At 67.9% G+C, this 16,778-nt stretch carries 17 protein-coding genes; 4 read left to right on the top strand and 13 right to left on the bottom strand.

Annotated elements, in window-relative coordinates:
* The 6 genes from AWC03_RS01485 to AWC03_RS01510 form a co-directional block, all read right to left on the bottom strand.
* Window positions 1-1,406, bottom strand: a 1,406-nt coding sequence (locus AWC03_RS01485) for an MCE family protein (protein ID WP_142278294.1), incomplete at its 3' end; no start/stop codon positions are given.
* 4 nt (window positions 1,407-1,410) lie between these two features.
* Window positions 1,411-2,268: an ABC transporter permease gene (locus tag AWC03_RS01490; RefSeq protein ID WP_085238766.1), complete on the bottom strand. Its 858-nt coding sequence runs from the start codon at window positions 2,266-2,268 to the stop codon at window positions 1,411-1,413.
* Complete coding sequence (locus tag AWC03_RS01495) at window positions 2,265-2,975, bottom strand: MlaE family ABC transporter permease (RefSeq protein ID WP_420845639.1); 711 nt, start codon at window positions 2,973-2,975, stop codon at window positions 2,265-2,267. The genes AWC03_RS01490 and AWC03_RS01495 overlap by 4 nt, the downstream gene beginning before the upstream one ends.
* Window positions 2,976-3,231: 256 nt before the next feature.
* A complete protein-coding gene (locus AWC03_RS01500; protein WP_085238768.1) occupies window positions 3,232-3,591 on the bottom strand; it encodes a DUF732 domain-containing protein in 360 nt (119 codons plus the stop codon).
* Window positions 3,588-4,061, bottom strand: coding sequence for a CAP domain-containing protein (locus AWC03_RS01505; RefSeq protein ID WP_211279198.1), 474 nt, complete (start codon window positions 4,059-4,061; stop codon window positions 3,588-3,590). The genes AWC03_RS01500 and AWC03_RS01505 overlap by 4 nt, the downstream gene beginning before the upstream one ends.
* Before the next feature lie 32 nt (window positions 4,062-4,093).
* Window positions 4,094-4,525 (bottom strand): SpoIIAA family protein, encoded by a 432-nt coding sequence (locus tag AWC03_RS01510; RefSeq protein ID WP_249025804.1) that lies wholly within the window; start codon window positions 4,523-4,525, stop codon window positions 4,094-4,096.
* 197 nt (window positions 4,526-4,722) lie between these two features.
* Here AWC03_RS01510 and AWC03_RS01515 point away from each other — a divergent pair, with 197 nt between their 5' ends.
* Window positions 4,723-6,222 (top strand): Hsp70 family protein, encoded by a 1,500-nt coding sequence (locus AWC03_RS01515; RefSeq protein ID WP_085238771.1) that lies wholly within the window; start codon window positions 4,723-4,725, stop codon window positions 6,220-6,222.
* 7 nt (window positions 6,223-6,229) lie between these two features.
* A complete protein-coding gene (locus AWC03_RS01520; protein WP_142278295.1) occupies window positions 6,230-6,895 on the top strand; it encodes a nitroreductase family protein in 666 nt (221 codons plus the stop codon).
* Window positions 6,896-6,921: 26 nt separating this feature from the next.
* On the opposite strand, the gene AWC03_RS01525 is transcribed toward AWC03_RS01520, so the two are convergent.
* A complete protein-coding gene (locus AWC03_RS01525) occupies window positions 6,922-7,386 on the bottom strand; it encodes a cyclic nucleotide-binding domain-containing protein (RefSeq protein WP_085238772.1) in 465 nt (154 codons plus the stop codon).
* A 519-nt stretch (window positions 7,387-7,905) separates the two neighbouring features.
* Here AWC03_RS01525 and AWC03_RS01530 point away from each other — a divergent pair.
* The gene (locus AWC03_RS01530; protein WP_085238773.1) at window positions 7,906-8,736 is read left to right on the top strand and encodes an oxidoreductase; all 831 of its coding nucleotides are present in this window, start codon (window positions 7,906-7,908) and stop codon (window positions 8,734-8,736) included.
* Here the strand turns inward: AWC03_RS01530 and AWC03_RS01535 are convergent.
* The 5 genes from AWC03_RS01535 to AWC03_RS01555 form a co-directional block, all read right to left on the bottom strand.
* Window positions 8,720-10,255 (bottom strand): AMP-binding protein, encoded by a 1,536-nt coding sequence (locus tag AWC03_RS01535; protein ID WP_085238774.1) that lies wholly within the window; start codon window positions 10,253-10,255, stop codon window positions 8,720-8,722. The two genes, AWC03_RS01530 and AWC03_RS01535, sit on opposite strands and share 17 nt — an antisense overlap.
* A 3-nt stretch (window positions 10,256-10,258) precedes the next feature.
* Window positions 10,259-11,776 carry an aldehyde dehydrogenase family protein gene (locus AWC03_RS01540; RefSeq protein WP_085238815.1) on the bottom strand — a complete coding sequence of 506 codons (1,518 nt, stop codon included), beginning with the start codon at window positions 11,774-11,776 and terminating at the stop codon, window positions 10,259-10,261.
* 157 nt (window positions 11,777-11,933) lie between these two features.
* Entirely contained in the window at window positions 11,934-13,040 is a 1,107-nt protein-coding gene (locus tag AWC03_RS01545; protein WP_085238775.1) for an NDMA-dependent alcohol dehydrogenase, read from the bottom strand.
* A 16-nt stretch (window positions 13,041-13,056) separates the two neighbouring features.
* Entirely contained in the window at window positions 13,057-14,331 is a 1,275-nt protein-coding gene (locus AWC03_RS01550; RefSeq protein ID WP_085238776.1) for a cytochrome P450, read from the bottom strand.
* Between the two features lie 138 nt (window positions 14,332-14,469).
* Complete coding sequence (locus tag AWC03_RS01555) at window positions 14,470-15,768, bottom strand: sensor histidine kinase (protein ID WP_249025801.1); 1,299 nt, start codon at window positions 15,766-15,768, stop codon at window positions 14,470-14,472.
* A gap of 36 nt (window positions 15,769-15,804) precedes the next feature.
* On the opposite strand from AWC03_RS01555, the gene AWC03_RS01560 reads away from it, so the two are divergent.
* Complete coding sequence (locus AWC03_RS01560; protein ID WP_085238778.1) at window positions 15,805-16,479, top strand: response regulator transcription factor; 675 nt, start codon at window positions 15,805-15,807, stop codon at window positions 16,477-16,479.
* Here AWC03_RS01560 and AWC03_RS01565 read toward each other — a convergent pair.
* Window positions 16,472-16,666, bottom strand: a complete 195-nt coding sequence (locus tag AWC03_RS01565; protein ID WP_085238779.1) for a ferredoxin — start codon at window positions 16,664-16,666, stop codon at window positions 16,472-16,474. The genes AWC03_RS01560 and AWC03_RS01565 overlap by 8 nt on opposite strands.
* Window positions 16,667-16,778: the final 112 nt, after the last annotated feature.

The following is a 16,778-nucleotide window of genomic DNA, read 5'->3' on the forward strand; positions in this document are numbered from 1 at the left end:
GGCTGCAGCTGCGCGGGGGCGGGTATCACGGCCGGTTCCGACCCGGGCGGCGGGGGCCCCGGTTCGGGCGGCGCGCCCGGCGGTGGCGCCGGCGGCAGGCCCGGGTATAGCGGTGTTCCGTCCGGGGCGTATTGCGGGGCGCCGTAGGGCGGCGCCCCCGGGTACGGGATCGGCCCGGGAGCGGGACCCCCGGGGTAGCGGATGCTGGGCGGTTCTGGGATTCCGCGGGTCACGGGCAGGTAGTCGGCGTATCCCGGGAACGCGATGCCGGGGTTGGGCCGGATATCCAGACCGGTTCCCCACCCGGTGTTCGTAATCAACTCACGCAGTGGCCAATTCGCTGCGACGTCCGGGAGCGATCCGCAGCCCGGCTTACCTCCGGGCCCGCCCCTGGCGCCGACGATCGGAAGGTTCTGCGGGTAGCGGTATTGGTCCGCGCCGAACAGCGGCGTGCTGTCGATGATCAGCGAGTAGCCGTTGGCGCCGCCCATCGCGTCCCGGTACCCGGTGTCGAGGGCGGTCTTCGCGCCGACGAGCATGCACGTCAGTGCGGGGTTGTATTTCATCAGCAGGCTCGTCGTGGGCTCGAGCAGGTTCACCGCCTTGATGAGGTTGTCCTTGTTGGGGCCAACGAGATTGATACCCGCGCGAGACAGGCCGATGACGCCGGCGAGCAGCGCGTCGAGGGCGGCTGAGTCGTGGTCGATCGTGCCGCTGGTAACGCTGGCCGCGTCGAGCACCCGCAGAATGTCCTGCACGGCAGGGCTATAGGTGTCGCTGACGCGCTTGACGGCGCGAATGTCCGCCCTGACCGTCTCGGCGCGCGGATTGATCGCGCGCAGCACCTCGTTGGCGTCGGTGATGCCCTGGCCGATGACTGCGCCCCTTCCGCGCAAACCCTCGGCCAGGGCGGACAGGACGGCCTGCAGCTTGGCCGGGTCGATCTCGTCCAGCACCTTGACGAGATTGGCGAACATGGTGTTGACCTCGGTGCCGACGTTGTCGACCCGGATCACCGCCCCGGCCGCCAGGCGCTGGGGGCTGGGCTGGCTCGGATACACGAGGTCGACGTATTTCGCGCTGAAGAAGGTGGTCGCCCTGATGCGGGCACGCACGTTCGCCGGGATGTATTGGACCTGGTTGGGGTCCAGATCCAGCCTGAGGCTCACGTGGTCCTTGCCGGTGGCGATCGCGGCGACCCGGCCCACCTGCACCCCGCGCATCTTGACCTTCCCGCCGCGGTCCATCACCAGGCCGGCCCGGTCGGAAATCGCCGTCACCGGCACGTAGGACTTGAACGACCCGGAGAAGAAGGCGGACGTCAGCACGATGGCGGCGACCGTGGCGACGGCCGAAATCAGTGTCCACCACGCGGGATGCATCCCCTCCGAGCGCGATTCCGACATGGCCCTACCCCGAGAGATTGAAGTGGCCGGACTGGCCGTGTACGGAAAGGGAGATCGCCAGCACCATGAGCGTCAGCACGATGAGAGAAGTGCGGACGGAGTGGCCGACCGCCCGGCCCACGCCGGCGGGACCGCCCCAGGCGTTGTAGCCGTAGTAGGTGTGCACGAGCATGACGGCGATGGCCACGGCGATCACCGTGACGAAAGACCACAGCAGGTCGGTCGAATTGAGAAATGTGCGGAAGTAGTGGTCGTACACACCGGTGGATTGGCCGTAGATGCCCGTCGTGCCGAACCGGGCCGCCTGAAACGCACACACCACCGCCACGCAGTACAGCGGGATGACCACGACGACGCCCGCGACCACCCGGGTGGAGACGAGATAGGCGATCGATCGCACCGCCATCACCTCGAGCGCGTCGATCTCGTCGGCGATCCGCATCGCGCCCAATTGCGCGGTCGCGCCCGCGCCGATGGTCGCGGCCAGGCCGACCCCGGCAACCGCAGGGGAAATGATGCGTACGTTGACATAGGCGGAGATGAATCCCGTCATTGCCTCGACGCCGATGCCCGACAGCTGGTTGTAGCCCTGTACCGCGATGACCGCGCCGGTCGACAGGGTCAGGAAGCCCACGATCACCACGGTGCCGCCGATCACCGCCAGTGCGCCGGTGCCCAGGCTCATCTGAGCGACCAGTCGGATGATTTCCTTCCCGTACCGAAGGAAGGCCGTCCGCATTTCGGTGATCGCCATCGCATAGAACTTCACCTGCGCCCCAACGCGATTCCAATCAGCGGCGACGCGGCCGGCCGCGTGCTGCAGCCAGTCGGATCGCCGGCGAGTCGCGCTGTCGGCGGTCATTGCGGGCCCGTGTAGTAGACGGCTGTCGCCACGATGTTGATGACGAACAGCGCGACGAACGAGTAGACGACGGTCTCGTTGACGGCGTTGCCGACGCCTTGCGGGCCACCGCCGACGGAAATGCCTTTGTAGCAAGCGATCAGGGCGGCCGCCATCCCGAACAGTGCCCCTTTGACCAGCCCGAGGACGAGGTCGGGCAGGTGGGTGAGCAGCGTCAGACCCGCGGCGAAGGCGCCCGGGGTGACGTGTTGCACGAAGACCGAGAAGAAGAACGACCCGGCCATGCCCACCAGGGTCACCAGCGACACCAGGGACACCGCGACGACGGTGGCCGCCAGCACCCGCGGCACGGCCAGCCGGCGAACCGGGTCGACGCCCATCACCCGTAACGCATCGAGTTCGTCGTGGATGGCGCGCGCTCCCAGGTCGGCGCACATCGCCGTGGCCCCGGTGCCCGCGACCACCAGCACGGTCACGACCGGCCCGATCTGGGTGACCGAGGCGGTCGCGGCGCCGGTGCCGGAGAAGTCGGCCGCCCCGAACTCGACCAGCAGGATGTTCATGGTGAACACGACGAGCACGGTGAACGGGATCGTCAGCAACAGCGTCGGAATGATGGACACCCGGGCCACGAACCAGGTCTGCAACAGAAACTCGCGCCACGGAAAGGGCAGCTTGAACATCGCCACGATTGTGTCGAGCGACATGGCGAAGAAATCGCCGACCGAGCGCAGGGGTTTGGTGACCGACTCTGCGGAAATCACGGCAAACCCCTCCTGCGGCCTGTAAATACGGCCGTTGTCGCGACGCCCGAACGCCTGACATGGGGCCGCTTGTGGGGAAGCGTACGACAAGTGTCCACGGCGCAAAGGCACATTCGCAATCTTTGCCGCCCGAACGCGAAATGAACCTGGCGCGAACAAGATCCACAACAATACGAATGGCTGAGATATCCGACCGGTGTCATCGCGGCACGGCCCCGGGGGGAAGATATCCGGCGGCCGATTGCCGTAATTGCCAGATCCGCGCGGGGCACAATTCACCGACGGCCTGGCTGATCAGATACGACGCCTGATACTCGTCGGAGTTGCCGAAGTCCGCTTTGACCTCCGCCATGATCTGCGCGTAGCGCTCCCCCGCTCCCACCTTCTCGCAAATGCCGTTCCCGTACGCCAAGGCGGCGTCGGCGTTGGCGAAGTTGTAGCCCGGGCGCACCGTTACGTTGACGAGATAGGCCACCGCATCGGCCCGCGCCGGGGGTGGCCCGCCGCCGCACAGCAGGACGGCAGCCGCGGCAGGACCGGTCAGCCGGTGAAGGTTCATCTCGGCGCCCGAGCGCCGGGTGCGCCGTACATCGCCACGACGACACTGCGGTCCAGGCTGTTCTCCGACCACACCCCCATCTGCGTGTAGGAACAATTTCGCATGATCGCCAGGTAGGTGGGGTTGGAGTACCACTGGTTGATCACCTCGAGCCCGCTGATCGCCAATGCCGGGTTGATCGCCACGGTCTCGGCGACGCTGCCCCCATAGCCCGCGGCATTCGCCCGATCCTGCGGTGTCGAGCCGTCGGAGCCGATGTCGCCGTCGAGCGCGCGGTTGGTGAGCACATCGTCGGTGTGCCATTGCGCGGCGAGTTGGAGTTGCGGGTTGATCCGCACGTCGTTGGTGCAACCGGCGTTGTGTTGGACGGTGTAGACATTGGCGACGACTCCGTCGTTGAGCCGCTTGTTATCCGCGTTCGCCAGTGGTGGGCGGGCGAGTACCGCGCCGGCCAGCAGACCGGCCAGCATCGCCGTGCAGCAACAAATGGAGTCGCGCAGTTTCATGCGGCCCCGCGCCTACCGCCGGGTTTGGAAATCCATTGGCGCGCCTTTTCGGCCTCGGCGTTCGAAAAGGTCCGGTACCTCCCGGGCCATAGGAATCCGAGAAGTTCAGTCAGTTTCGCCACATGCTTCACCCATGGCAGGTCACTGACGACCGCGCACCGATCCCAGTCGAAGTAGTGGTCCACTCCGAACTTCGAATCCGCCCACACCGCGCTCGGCCCGCGTCGAGTTCGACGCCAGGGCGCGGCGTAAGGCCAGTTGCAAGCAAGAAGGGTTAAATCAGATGCGATTTCGCAATAAATCCGAACCTTTTTGTGCCGGGTCAGTTTGTCTTCGAAGCTGGGTATCAGCACCGCATCGTAATCGGCCTTGGTCACGTGCCCACGAATGGCGAACGCGGCCACGTCGTCGGGAAAGCCGCGAAGCATCTCGATCACGGTGCCTCCTGGAAACAAACGCAAATCTTCTTCGATCCGGTCATCGTCTCCGCGCCGAGCGCGGCGGCCTAGGGGCCAAAGTCATCGGAAGATGCGACCGGTGGCCGCTCACTCGAGGACCCGTCGGGCCGCGGCGCGCCGGGCAGAAAGCTTGTTTCAGGCCCCCGGCGCGGTCCTAAAATTGCGCGATGAGGGTCGGCATCGACTTTGGCACCACACACACCGTCGTCGCGGCCGTCGACCGGGGCAACTACCCCGTCGTCTCGTTTGACGGAGTCGATACCTGGCCTTCGCTGATCGCCGCCAACGCCGCCGGTGAGTTGCGGTTCGGTTTGGACGCCGCCTCGGTCCGCCACGAGTCGGGATGGTCGGTGCTCCGATCGTTCAAGCGCCTTCTCACCGAGGCCGGGCCGCAGACCGAAGTCAGCCTGGCCGGCCGCAACCATCGACTGGCCGACCTTCTCACCGGCTTGCTGGCCCAGCTGAAAAGCGACCTACAGCGTCGTTCGAATGCCGGCCTTGCCCCGGGCGAGACCATCGAGGCCGCGATCAGCGTGCCGGCCAATGCCTCCAGCGCCCAACGCCTGCTGACACTGGACTCCTTCGTTGCCGCCGGTTTCCACGTCGTCGCGCTGCTGAACGAGCCGTCGGCCGCGAGCCTGGAATATGCCCACCGGTACCGCTCCACGATCACCGCCAAGCGTGAGTACGTCTTGATCTACGACCTCGGCGGGGGCACCTTCGACGCCTCGCTGCTGAAGATGACCGGCCACGCGCATGAAGTGGTGATCAGCGAGGGCATTCAGCGGCTCGGCGGCGACGACTTCGACGAGGCGATCCTCGGGCTCGTCGTCTCCCGGTCGGATCTGCAGACGGCGGATCCCGCCGCGCTCGACTTGCTCAGAGAGGAATGCGTGGCCCGCAAGGAGGCCATCGGGCCGCAGACGCGGCGCTTCCTGGCCGACCTTTCCGCCGTGGACCGGCCCCCGTTCTCCTGCCCCATCGACGACATCTATTCGGCCTGCGCGCCGCTCGTCGACAAGACGGCGGAATTGCTCGATCGCGTCCTGTACGACGTGACGTGGTCCGAGGTGGCGGGCATCTACGTCGTGGGCGGCGCCGGAGCCTTCCCGCTGGTTTCGCGGATGCTGCGCACCACCTTCGGCGATAAGCGGGTGAAGCGTTCGCCGCACCCGTTCGCCGCGACGGCCATCGGGTTGGCGGTCTTTTTGGACAAAGAGGCCGGTTTCGCCCTGTCCGAACGCTTCTCGCGCAACTTCGGGGTCTTCCGCGAGGCGGAGGCCGGTGCCGGCGTCGTGTTCGACCCGATCGTGTGCAAGGACGTCTCACTGCCGGCCGACGGCCAGACCCCGCTGGTGGTCAGGCGGACCTATCGGGCGGCACACAACATCGGACACTTCCGGTTCGTCGAGTGCAGCCGCGTCGTCAACGGCCGGCCCGACGGGGACGTGACGCCTTACGACCCGGTGCTCTTCCCCTTCGACCCGGCCCTGCGCGATCGGGAGGACCTCGGGCGCCAGCCGGTCGGCCGGTGGAAGGACGGCCCGGACGTCGAGGAGCGTTACGTCATCACTCCCAGCGGGGCCGTCGAGGTCACCCTGACGACGCGCCCCGCCGGCTTCGAGCGCACCTTCCGTTTGGAGCGCTGCGCCTCCGTGAGCGTGTGACGCGGCCATGGAGCTCTATGACGTCATGCGAACGACCTTCGCGGCGCGGGAATTCACCGACGACACGCTGCCCGACGAGGTGTTGTGGCGCATCTTCGACAGCGCCCGGTTCGCGCCGAGCGGCGGCAACCGGCAGGGCGCCCACATCACCGTGGTGCGCGACCCGGACGTCCGTCGCCGACTCGCCGAGCTGGGTACAGCCGCCGCCCGCCGCTACTTCGCCCAGCTCCAGGCGGGTGAAAACCCCTGGAATTCGATCCATCCCAGCGGCGTGCCGCAGGACATCATCGACCGAACGGAAATCCCCGAGACGTTCGTCGCGCCGATCGTGAAAGCGCCGGTCGTGCTTGTCTTTTCGGTCGATTTGACCGTGGTCGCGGCCGTCGATCAGGATCTGAGCCGCGTCGGCCTGGCCAGCGGGGCATCCGTATATCCGCTGGTATGGAATGTCCTGCTGGCCGCCCGCGACGAGGGCTACGGCGGGACGATCACCACGATGGCCATCGCGGCCGAGGCGCACGTTCGCCAATTGCTGGGCATCCCGGATCAGCACGCGGTTGCCGCGATCGTGCCGCTCGGCAAGCCGGTGCGGCAACTGACGAAGCTGCGGCGGCGCGCGGTTGCGGAGTTCGTTACCCGTGACCGTTTCGACGGCCCGGCGTTCGACGGCTGAGGGCCCGTCCCTGGGCCGGTCCGTCCTTATCCGATGACATCGGCATAGATGTCTAGGAGCCGGAACCTTGTCGCATCGAGATACTCCCCGAGAACCGCGATCACACGCTTCTGCAGCTCGTACCCGAGTTCGTGGTCCTCTTCGCACTTGTCGCGCAGGCATTTGCCGTCGAAACCGATGGCGCGCGTCGTCTCGACGGCGCGCGCGTCGAACCGCGAGTTGTACGGTGGCACCAACCACGACCATCCGAGGATGTCTCCGTCTCCGAGTGTCTGCACCGTCAAGCTGCCACGGCCCAGAACGGCGGTTTCGAGCGCGATCCTGCCGGCGCGGATGAGGTAGAAGTGATCAGCGGGGCGGCCCTCGCGGAAGATCAAGTCACCCGCGGCGAAGCGCATGTTTGCCGCACACCCGACCGCCAACTCCAAATAGCGCGGGTCCATCCCCCGGAAGAACGGGTGTCTGCCCAGAACGCCTTCAAGCGTCCGCACTGCCTGCTTCCTTCACCGGTGCCTGATCAGTTCCTCGAGTCGGACGATAGTCGATTATGAAGGCCTCGTCCCGGGATCGAAGGGAAGAATTGCCCGCCGAAAGCCGACGCCGGGTGTCGGACCACCCTCGTACGATGCTTTCGTGATCCCCCGCGACTTCCCGACGAGGGATGTAGTCGACGCGATCGAGTTGGACGACGATCGGAACCCACCTTGGGTACCCGACGTCGGGGGCCTATCACCGGTTAACGCTGCCCTGGCGTACGCGCGGGCGAGCTGGTACGTCCTGCCGACCGACCCCGCTGATATCAAGAACCCCGGCAGCGTCGTACATGGCCACCGGCAGGACCAGTCAAGCCGCGACCCCCGGCAGATACGCGCATGGTGGCGCGATTCGCACGCCTGAAGTGGCGGTCATATCGACGGCCACACGACGAGTGACCTGTCCAAGTCAGTACCGTAGTCTGACAACACATTTCACGGTACCAGTTGCGTCTCGGCGAGAAGGAGCCATCCAGTATGTCCACCTGGCTGATCACCGGATGCTCGACCGGACTCGGTTGCGGGCTTGCCGAAGCCGTCATCGGGGCCGGCCACAACGCGGTCGTCACCGCGCGCGACGTCGCGAAGGTCGCCGACCTGGCGTCTGCCGTGCCGGACCGGGTGCTGGCGGCGGCTCTTGACGTCACCGACCCCGCACAGGTCGCCTCGGTTGTGCGGCAGGCCGACGATCGGTTCGGCGGCGTCGACGTACTGGTGAACAACGCCGGCTACGGGTACCGCGCCGCGGTCGAGGAGGGCGACGACGCCGACGTGCGCGCCCTGTTCGAGACGCACTTCTTCGGCACCGTCGCGATGATCAAGGCGGTCCTGCCGGGCATGCGGGCGCGCCGCAGCGGCGCGATCGTGAACATCTCCTCGATCGGCGCAACGGTAACCCCGGTGGGCTCCGGCTACTACGCGGCGGCCAAAGCCGCCGTCGAAGGCATGAGCGGCGCGCTGCGCGGTGAGCTTGCCCCGCTGGGCATCTCGGTGACCATCGTCGAGCCGGGTGCGTTCCGCACCGATTTCGCCGGGCGGTCGCTCGTCCAGTCGGCCACCGTCATCGACGACTACGCGGGCACCGCGGGGCAGCGCCGCAAGGAGAACGACACCATGCACGGGAACCAGGCGGGCGACCCCGCCAAGGCGGCCACCGCGATCATCGCGGCGGTCGAGTCGAGCGAGCCGCCCGGTTTCCTGCTGCTCGGACCCGACGCGCTGGCCATCTACCGCTATGTCGCGGACACGCGCGCCACCGAGATCGCGAAATGGGAGCAGCTGACGAGCGGCACTAACTTCGGGCCGTAACCGCCTGCCGCAGCTGGTTTTTGGCCAGTTTACCGGTCGGCGTCCGGGGCAGGTCGTCGACGAACTCGACCGAACGGGGCGCCTTGTAGTGGGCGATACGATCGCGGACGTACTCGATGAGCTCTCTTGCGAGGCAGTCCGTTCCGCTCATCCCGGGTGTCAGCTGGACGAAGGCTTTGACCTCCTCGCCCATTTCGGGGTGGGGCACCCCGATGACCGCGACGTCGAGCACCGCGGGGTGCAGCGCGAGGGCGTTCTCCACTTCCTGGGGATAGATGTTGACGCCACCGGAGATGATCATGAACGACTTGCGGTCGCTCAGGTACAGAAATCCCTCGGGATCGAGGTAGCCGACGTCGCCGACGGTGGTCCAGAACGGATGTTCGGGGTGGCAGGCCGCGGCGGTCTTGTCGGGATCGTTGTGGTACTCGAACGGTAGGTGGTCGCGTTCGAAGTACACGGTGCCCACCGCACCGACGGGTAGCTCGTTTCCCTCGTCGTCGCAGATGTGCAGCGTGCCGAGCACGCTTTGTCCCACCGACCCCGGGTGGGTGAGCCAGCGCTTCGAGTCGATGTACGTCAGGCCGTGGGCTTCGGTGGAGCCGTAGTACTCGTAGAGAATCGGGCCCAGCCACTCGATCATCGCCCGTTTGACATCGGCGGGACAGGGCGCGGCGGAATGCATGAGCATCCGCAGGCTCGACAGGTCGTAGCGGCCGCGGATGGTCTCGTCGAGTCTGAGCAGCCGGACGAACATGGTGGGGACCAACTGGGCGACGGTCACCCGGTACCGCTCGATATACCGCAGGGTGGCCTCGGCGTCGAACTTCTTGGCCAGCACCACCGTTCCGCCGAGCGCCTGCACCATGCCGCACCATCGCAGGGGTGCCGCATGGTAGACGGGCGCCGGAGACAGATAGACGTCGGTGACGTCGATCCCGTAGACGTGGCTCGCCATCGCGACGATCGGATCGCCCGGTTCGTCGACGCGACGGTCCGGCAGCGGGGGCTTGACGCCCTTGGGGAATCCGGTTGTGCCGGAGGAGTACAGCATCACCGCCCCGGACGGCTCCTCGCGCAGGCGCGGGCCGGCCCCCGCGAGACCGGTTTCGTAGCAGGCGAAACCGGGGACGGCGCCGCCGAATGCCAGCCGCAGTCCGGGGCCGCCTGCCCGGGCGGCTACTTCGGCCGCCAGGTCGGCCAGCGCAGCAGAGGCGATCAGCGCGCGTGCACCCGAGTCACGCACGATGTAGGAGGCCTCCTGCGCCGTGAGGTGGTGGTTGACGGCGGTGATGTACAGGCCCGATCGTTGCGTCGCCCAGTACACCTCCAACACCTCGGCGGCGTTGTCGGACAGCAGCGCGACGACATCGCCACGGCGGAGCCCGGCGTCGTAGAGCAGCCGCGCCAGCGCGGCGGAATTCTCGTCGAGTTGCCGGTAGGTCAACACCTCCCCGGTCTCGGCGAGGACGACGGCGGGCCGGTCGGGACCGTTCTTGGCGTGGGCGGCCGGGTACATCGATCAGGCCGTTGCGGGGGCGGACACGACAACGGCGTAGACCCGCTTGGCGCGGTCGTTGGTCATGTCGACGTGCACGAACTTCTGCTCGGTGTACTCGTCGAGGGCGGTGGGTCCCAATTCCCGCCCCAGACCGCTTTGCTTCACACCGCCGAAGGGGAACATCGCGTTGACCATGTGCCAGTCGTTGATCCACACCGTGCCGGACTCCAATTCGCGCGCGATCGCCAACGCGCGTTCGTTGTCCGTGCTCCACACGCCCGCGGACAATCCGTACTCGCTGTCGTTGGCGATCGCGACCGCCTCGGCGTCGTCGGCGCACTTGATCACGACGAGCACCGGCCCGAAGATCTCCTCCCGGGCCACCCGCATGTCGTTGGTGGCCCCGGTCAGGATCGTCGGCCCGACCCAATGACCGTCGGCCCACCGCGCGTCGGCGGGAACCGTGCCCTGGAAGGCGATCTTGCATCCCGCCTCTTGGCCGAGCGCGATGTACTTCTCCACCCGCGCTTGCTGTTTGGCCGAGATCAGCGGGCCGACGTCGGTGGCCGGGTCCATCGGATCGCCCACGACAAGGGTGGACGCGCGGGCGACCAGGCGTCGCACGAACTCGTCGTGAATCGACTCGTGCAGCAACAGCCGCGTACCGGACTCGCAGGCCTGACCACACATCAGCAGGAATCCGAACAGCGTGCCGTCGACCGCCAGGTCCAGATCGGCGTCGTCGCAGACGATGTTGGCGCCCTTGCCGCCCAGCTCGAGGGTGACCCTCTTGACGTTGCCGGCGGCGGCGCGCATCACGGCCTTGCCGACTTCGGTCGAGCCGGTGAAGGCCACCTTGCGAACATCGGGGTGTTCGGCGAGCCGGGCGCCCACGACTGGGCCGGGCCCGGTGACGACGTTCAGCACCCCCGCCGGCAAACCGACGTCGTCTGCCGCCCTGGCCAGTTCGAGCAACGTCAGCGGAGTCTGCTCGTCGGGCTTGAGCACTATCGTGTTGCCCGCCGCCAACGCGGGGCCCAGCTTCCACACCGCCAGCAGCAACGGGAAGTTCCACGGCACGATGCCTGCGCAGACGCCGACCGGCTCGCGGCGAAGCACACCGGCGGCCAGCGTCGGCGCTTGGATCAACGGTCCGGTTTCCTCGAATGCATACGAGCGCGCCAGGGAGGCGAAGTATTTCAGGTGGGCGATCGAGTAGCCCAGCAGGAACGCGCCCGCCGACCGTGCGGTCGCACCGTTTTCGCGTACCTGCAGCACGGTCAGCTCGTCGAGCCGCGCGGCGAGGTTGTCCGCGATCGCGTCGAGGATGCGGGCGCGTTCGGCCGGGGGCGTCAACCGCCAGACACCGCAGGCATGTGCCGCGTGCGCCGCGGCGACGGCCTCGTCGGCCACGCTGACGTCGCCGCGGGCAACGGTCGCGACCACTTGACTCGTCGCGGGGTCGCGCACCTCCGACCTGCTCGAGGTGTCGCGCCACCGCCCGTCGATGTACATCGGATAGTGCGGAATGCCAGTCATGTCGTCCTCGCTCTCGTCATCGGATCCGTCGGCGCCATCGCGCGAGACCACGCCATCCGTCGGCGGCGTGGTGCGCGGCGCTGACCCCGGCCGGGATGCCGAGCGGGGCAGCGAAAATGACGACGATGGTGATCAGGCCGATCATCGGTGGCCCGGTTCAGAACCGGATCAACCCGCGCAGATTCACGCCGGCATGCATGTCGGCGTAGCCGGTGTTGATGTCGTCCAGGGTGTACTCGCGGGTGACGAGTTCGTCGAGCTTCAATCGACCGGCCCGGTAGAGGTCGAGCATCCGGGGTATGTCGTGGCGCGGATTGGACGATCCGAAAAGCGATCCACGGACCTGCTTTTCGTACAGGGTCAGATCGAACAACGACATGTCGACGCAGGTGTCGGCCGGGTGCGGGATCGCGGTCATCACCACCCTGCCGCGCTTGCCGACCAGGCTCAGCGCCTGCGCGACATAGGCTCCCTCGGCCGAGTCGGCGCTGACGACGCAGACGTCGGCCATCTGGCCGCGCGTCAGGTCGGCGATCAGGGCTTGCGCCTCGGCCACCGTCGCCGCCGTGTGGGTGGCGCCGAATTCAAAAGAGCGGCTGCGCTTGTACTCGACGGGATCGAGGGCGACGATGACGCGGGCTCCGGCGATCCGCGCGCCCTGCACCGCGTTCATTCCGATCCCGCCCACCCCCATGACCACCACGGCGTCGCCGTCCCGCGCCTCACCGGTGCGGACCATGCTGCCGTAACCGGTCGTGACCCCGCAGCCGACCAGCGCGGCGGTGTCCAGCGCGGTGGACGGGTCCACCTTGATCACCGAGGCCAGCGGGACCACCGTGTATTCGGAGAACGTTCCCAGCACGCACATTTGGCCGAGCCCTTGGCCTTTGGCGTGGAACCGGAATGTGCCGTCGAGTTGCGGTCCGGCGATGATGGCGGCCCCGAGCACGCACAGGTTGCTCATGCCGCGCGAACACGGTTCGCATCGACCGCAGGCCGGGATGAAACTCAGCGCCACCGAATCGCCCGCGGCGACGTCGGTGACGCCCGGGCCGACCTCGACGACCACGCCGGCGCCCTCGTGACCCCCCACCACCGGCAACTGCATCGGCATGTCCCCGGTGATCAGGTGGTCGTCGGAGTGGCACAGGCCCGCGGCCGCCATCTTGACCAGGACCTCGTTCTCCTTGGGCCCGTCGAGATCGACCTCTTCGATCTCCCACTTCTGGTGCAGCCCCCACAACACCGCGGCTTTGGTCTTCATCGAAAACTCCTCGAGGTCAGCGCTTCTCGGGCGTCCAGGTCGCCGGCAGGCTGTTGACGCCGTTGATGAAGTTGGCCAGGGCGTATTGCGGCTCCGGCGCCGAGATGTCCGGGATGCGGGTGTAGACCTCGGTCAGCAAGGCCTTGAGCATGGTGCGCGCCAGGGCCGCGCCCAGGCAGAAGTGCGGCCCACCACCGCCGAAGGCGATGTGCGGGTTCGGGTTTCGCAGGATGTCGAACGAATGCGGATTGTCGAAGACGTCCTCGTCGCGGTTGCCGGAGTAGTACCACAGCACCACCTTGTCGCCGGCCTTGATCTCGGAGTCGCGGACGGTGATGTCCTGGGTGGCGGTGCGGCGCATGTGCAGCAGCGGCGAGCCCCAGCGCAGCACCTCCTCCACGGCGGTGCCGACCCTGCCCTCGACGTCCTCGACCAGCAGCGCGCGCTGCTCGGGGAACTTGGAGAGGGCGGCGATGGCGTGGGCGGAGGCGTGGCGGGTGGTGTCGTTGGACGCGACGCCCATCAACACGAAGAACGCCTTCAGCTCGTCGTCGGTCATCTTCTTGCCGTCGAACTCGGCCTGCACCATCCAGGTCATCAGGTCGTCGCCGGGATTGGCCCGCCGCTGCGGGATCAACACCGTCGCCACCTCGTGCAGGTCCATCACGGCGCCCATGAACAGTTCCAGTTCGCTCTGCTCGCCGCGGATGTTCGGGTCCGTCCACCCGACCAGGCGCTGGGCGGCCGTGACGGCCTTGTCCCGCAGATCGCCCTCGGGCAGCCCGAAGAAGCTGCCGAAGATGCGGCCCGGCAGCTTGACCGACACGAGTTGGACGAAGTCCCCTGCACCGAGGTGCGCCATCTCGCTGACCAGGTCGTGGGCGTGGCCCCGGATCCAGCCTTCCAGGCGGCGCACGTTCTTGGGCTTGAAGGCTTCCGTCGTGATGCCCCGCAGCTGGGTGTGGCGCGGGGCGTCCATCGCGATGAACGACTGCGCGATCTCCACCGCCTCGGGGGCGAAGTCCTCCATCGTGATGCCCTGGGCCGACGAGAAGATCTCCGGGTGGCGACTGGCCATCCGGATGTCGTCTTGCTTGGTCAGCGACCAGAATCCCCTGGTGTTGAGTTCGGGGGGCAGCAGGTCAGACTCCGCGGGACGGCTCCACGGCACGGGGTTCTCCGCGCGCAGGACCGCGAAGGCGGCGTCGCGCTCTTCCGGGGGTTTCGCCCAGAACTCGCGGGCGCTCAGGTCGATGTCCTTGTGGGTGGGCGCGGTCGTGGGAGCGGTCATCGTGGGGGCCTTTCTGGCGGTGTGCTGTGGTGCACGTCACCGCCGCTTCGCACCCATGCTGGCCAGCGCGCCGGCGGCGCGGCACTGACCCGAGTGCCAATCGCTGGCCTGCGCGGGCCAGCGTGCGGGACTGCCCGGTCAGGCGATCGGCGCGCGGAAGGTGGCGATCAGGCCGCCGCCGTCGCGCGCGGCGAAGTCGACCCGGCCACCCATCGCCTCGGCGATCTGCTGCACGATCCACAGGCCGAGGCCCGCGGTGCCGCGTTGGCCGCCGACGCTGACGTATTTGGCGGTCAGCTCGCCGAGGTTTTCGGCCGGGATACCCGGGCCCCGGTCGGCCACCGTGAAGACCACCTCGTCGCCGTCGCGTGAGCAGGTGACGTCGACCGGTTCCCGGCGGCCGTGCCGGGAGGCGTTCTCCAGGAGGTTGGTCAGCAGCCGGCGCAGCCCCTGGGCGTTGACGGTCACGGCGCCGACGTCGCCGCCGACGCTCAGCCGCAACCGCGGTGCCGCGAGGCCGACGGCGTCGGCGGCGGCAACGATGAGGTCTGCCACGTCGACCCGGCGGACCCGGCCGGCCGAGAACGTCGGCCGGCGACTCAGCGCGACATCGGAGAGGGCATCGAGCATGTCGCTCAGGTGATGCACGTGCCGGGCCACCAGCTGCAGACTGGTGTCCCGATCCGCCTGCGACATCGGCGGCTTCGCGGTCAACGCCTCGGTCAGCGCCTCCAAAGACGTGATGGGAGTGCGGAATTCGTGCACCAGCACCTGCAGGCCGTCCTGTTGGGACTGGTAAGACCGCAGCAGGCGGGCCCGCAGGTCACGCTCCTCCTCGGCGGCGGCGTGCTCGGCCTCGGCTTCTACGAGCGCGCGCACCCGGGAGCGGTGTTCGCGTTCGGCGAGCGCGGACAGCCCCGCGGTGATGATCGCGACGAAGAGCAGGTACACCGCCCACCAGCCGGCCTGGAGCGCCGGAGCCGGGCTGACCGGTCGTTCGGGCGACGAGATCAGCGCCACGAGGATGTAGGCGGCGCCCAACAGCAGCGCGACCAGCAGGGTCTCGCCGAAGGAAAGGCGCGCCGCCGAGGCGATGACGGCCAGCGCCAGCACCGCGACCACGGGGCTGTAGACGCCCCCGCTCAGGGCGATCAGCGCCAGCGTGAACGCCGAGTCGAAGGCGGTGACCAGCCACGAGTACCGGGTGCGCCGGACCTCCAGCTGCGGATAGGCCATCACCACGGCCGCGTAGACCATCGCGCCGGCCAACACCGCGACGGTGGCCGCCGTGTGCTGACGGACCCACTGGGGCCCGATCGCCAGCAACACGCCGATCGAGATGACGACGGCAACCCGTACCGCCACCACGGTGCGGGCCAGGCCGTAGTCCTCGCCGTCGAAGTCCACCGTGGTCCTGAGCTGATCGAGCGGTCTCACCCGGCTGACCATAGAGTTCGCGCTAGCATCGCGGCAATGACTCGCTCGCCGTATGTCGTGGTCATCGTGGACGACCATGAGCTGTTCGCCCAGGGCCTCGCCCTGTTGCTCACCCGCGAGTGGGGCGAGTTGTTCACCGTGGGCGGCCAGACGACGTACGTGGAAGAGGCCGCCGACCTGGTGGCCCGCTGCGATGCCGATGTCGCGATCATCGACCTGTCGATGCCGCCGCTGGGCGGGGTCGCCGCCATCCGGCACATCAAGGCGCGCCGCCCCACGACCCGGATTCTCGCGCTGTCGGGGACCGAGGACCTGGCGCTGGCCGAAGAGGCGCTACGCGCCGGCGCGGACGGCTTTCTGCCGAAAACCGCGAGGCCCGAAGCGCTGGCGGGACCGTTGTGGACGATCGCGGAGGGCTTGCGGGTCGTCGACGGCGCACTGCTCGACGCGCTGCTGAGCAACACCCGCAAGCCGCCGTCCGAACTGCTGGACAGCCTGTCCGCCCAGGAACTTCAGCTTTGGACGCTGCTGGCGACCGGCGTGGAAACCGGCGACATCGCCCAGCGGATGCTGGTGTCGGAGCGCACCGCCAAACGTATGGTGGCCGCGCTGCTGCACAAGCTCCGGGTCAGCAACCGGGTTGCGGCCGCCGCGTTGGCCGGGCGTTACCGGCTGCTCGATGACGTCGCCGAAACCAACCGGATCAGTTGAGGATTCGGATCGCCTGCGCGGGGCACATCGCCGCCGCGCGGATCAGCCGCTCCCGATCGGCTTCGGGCGGGTCCGGCTGCAGAACCACCACTTGTTCGGCACCATCGGGAATGTCGAAAACGTCGGGGGCGGCCAGCAGGCACTGCCCATGGCCCTCACACAGGCCGAGGTCGACGGTGATGTGCATGGGCGCCAGTATCGGCGATCGCCATGCCCCGCCGGCGGCCCGCCTGCGCCAGAGTTGGCCTGCCCGGGCCAGTTGGTCGAGGGCCTTTCAGCCCTAGGCGCACGGCGTCGCT

This window comes from Mycobacterium europaeum, from assembly GCF_002102155.1.
In the GTDB taxonomy this organism is placed as follows: Bacteria; Actinomycetota; Actinomycetes; order Mycobacteriales; family Mycobacteriaceae; genus Mycobacterium; species Mycobacterium europaeum.

Excerpts from the sequence above, each read along its gene's own strand:
- AWC03_RS01490 (WP_085238766.1), bottom strand. The coding sequence starts at position 2,268 with ATGACCGCCGACAGCGCGACTCGCCGGCGATCCGACTGGCTGCAGCAC.
- AWC03_RS01495 (WP_420845639.1), bottom strand. The coding sequence starts at position 2,975 with ATGTCGCTCGACACAATCGTGGCGATGTTCAAGCTGCCCTTTCCGTGG.
- AWC03_RS01500 (WP_085238768.1), bottom strand. The coding sequence starts at position 3,591 with ATGAACCTTCACCGGCTGACCGGTCCTGCCGCGGCTGCCGTCCTGCTG.
- AWC03_RS01505 (WP_211279198.1), bottom strand. The coding sequence starts at position 4,061 with ATGCTGGCCGGTCTGCTGGCCGGCGCGGTACTCGCCCGCCCACCACTG.
- AWC03_RS01510 (WP_249025804.1), bottom strand. The coding sequence starts at position 4,525 with ATGCTTCGCGGCTTTCCCGACGACGTGGCCGCGTTCGCCATTCGTGGG.
- AWC03_RS01515 (WP_085238771.1), top strand. The coding sequence starts at position 4,723 with ATGAGGGTCGGCATCGACTTTGGCACCACACACACCGTCGTCGCGGCC.
- AWC03_RS01520 (WP_142278295.1), top strand. The coding sequence starts at position 6,230 with ATGGAGCTCTATGACGTCATGCGAACGACCTTCGCGGCGCGGGAATTC.
- AWC03_RS01530 (WP_085238773.1), top strand. The coding sequence starts at position 7,906 with ATGTCCACCTGGCTGATCACCGGATGCTCGACCGGACTCGGTTGCGGG.
- AWC03_RS01535 (WP_085238774.1), bottom strand. The coding sequence starts at position 10,255 with ATGTACCCGGCCGCCCACGCCAAGAACGGTCCCGACCGGCCCGCCGTC.
- AWC03_RS01540 (WP_085238815.1), bottom strand. The coding sequence starts at position 11,776 with ATGACTGGCATTCCGCACTATCCGATGTACATCGACGGGCGGTGGCGC.
- AWC03_RS01545 (WP_085238775.1), bottom strand. The coding sequence starts at position 13,040 with ATGAAGACCAAAGCCGCGGTGTTGTGGGGGCTGCACCAGAAGTGGGAG.
- AWC03_RS01550 (WP_085238776.1), bottom strand. The coding sequence starts at position 14,331 with ATGACCGCTCCCACGACCGCGCCCACCCACAAGGACATCGACCTGAGC.
- AWC03_RS01560 (WP_085238778.1), top strand. The coding sequence starts at position 15,805 with ATGACTCGCTCGCCGTATGTCGTGGTCATCGTGGACGACCATGAGCTG.
- AWC03_RS01565 (WP_085238779.1), bottom strand. The coding sequence starts at position 16,666 with ATGCACATCACCGTCGACCTCGGCCTGTGTGAGGGCCATGGGCAGTGC.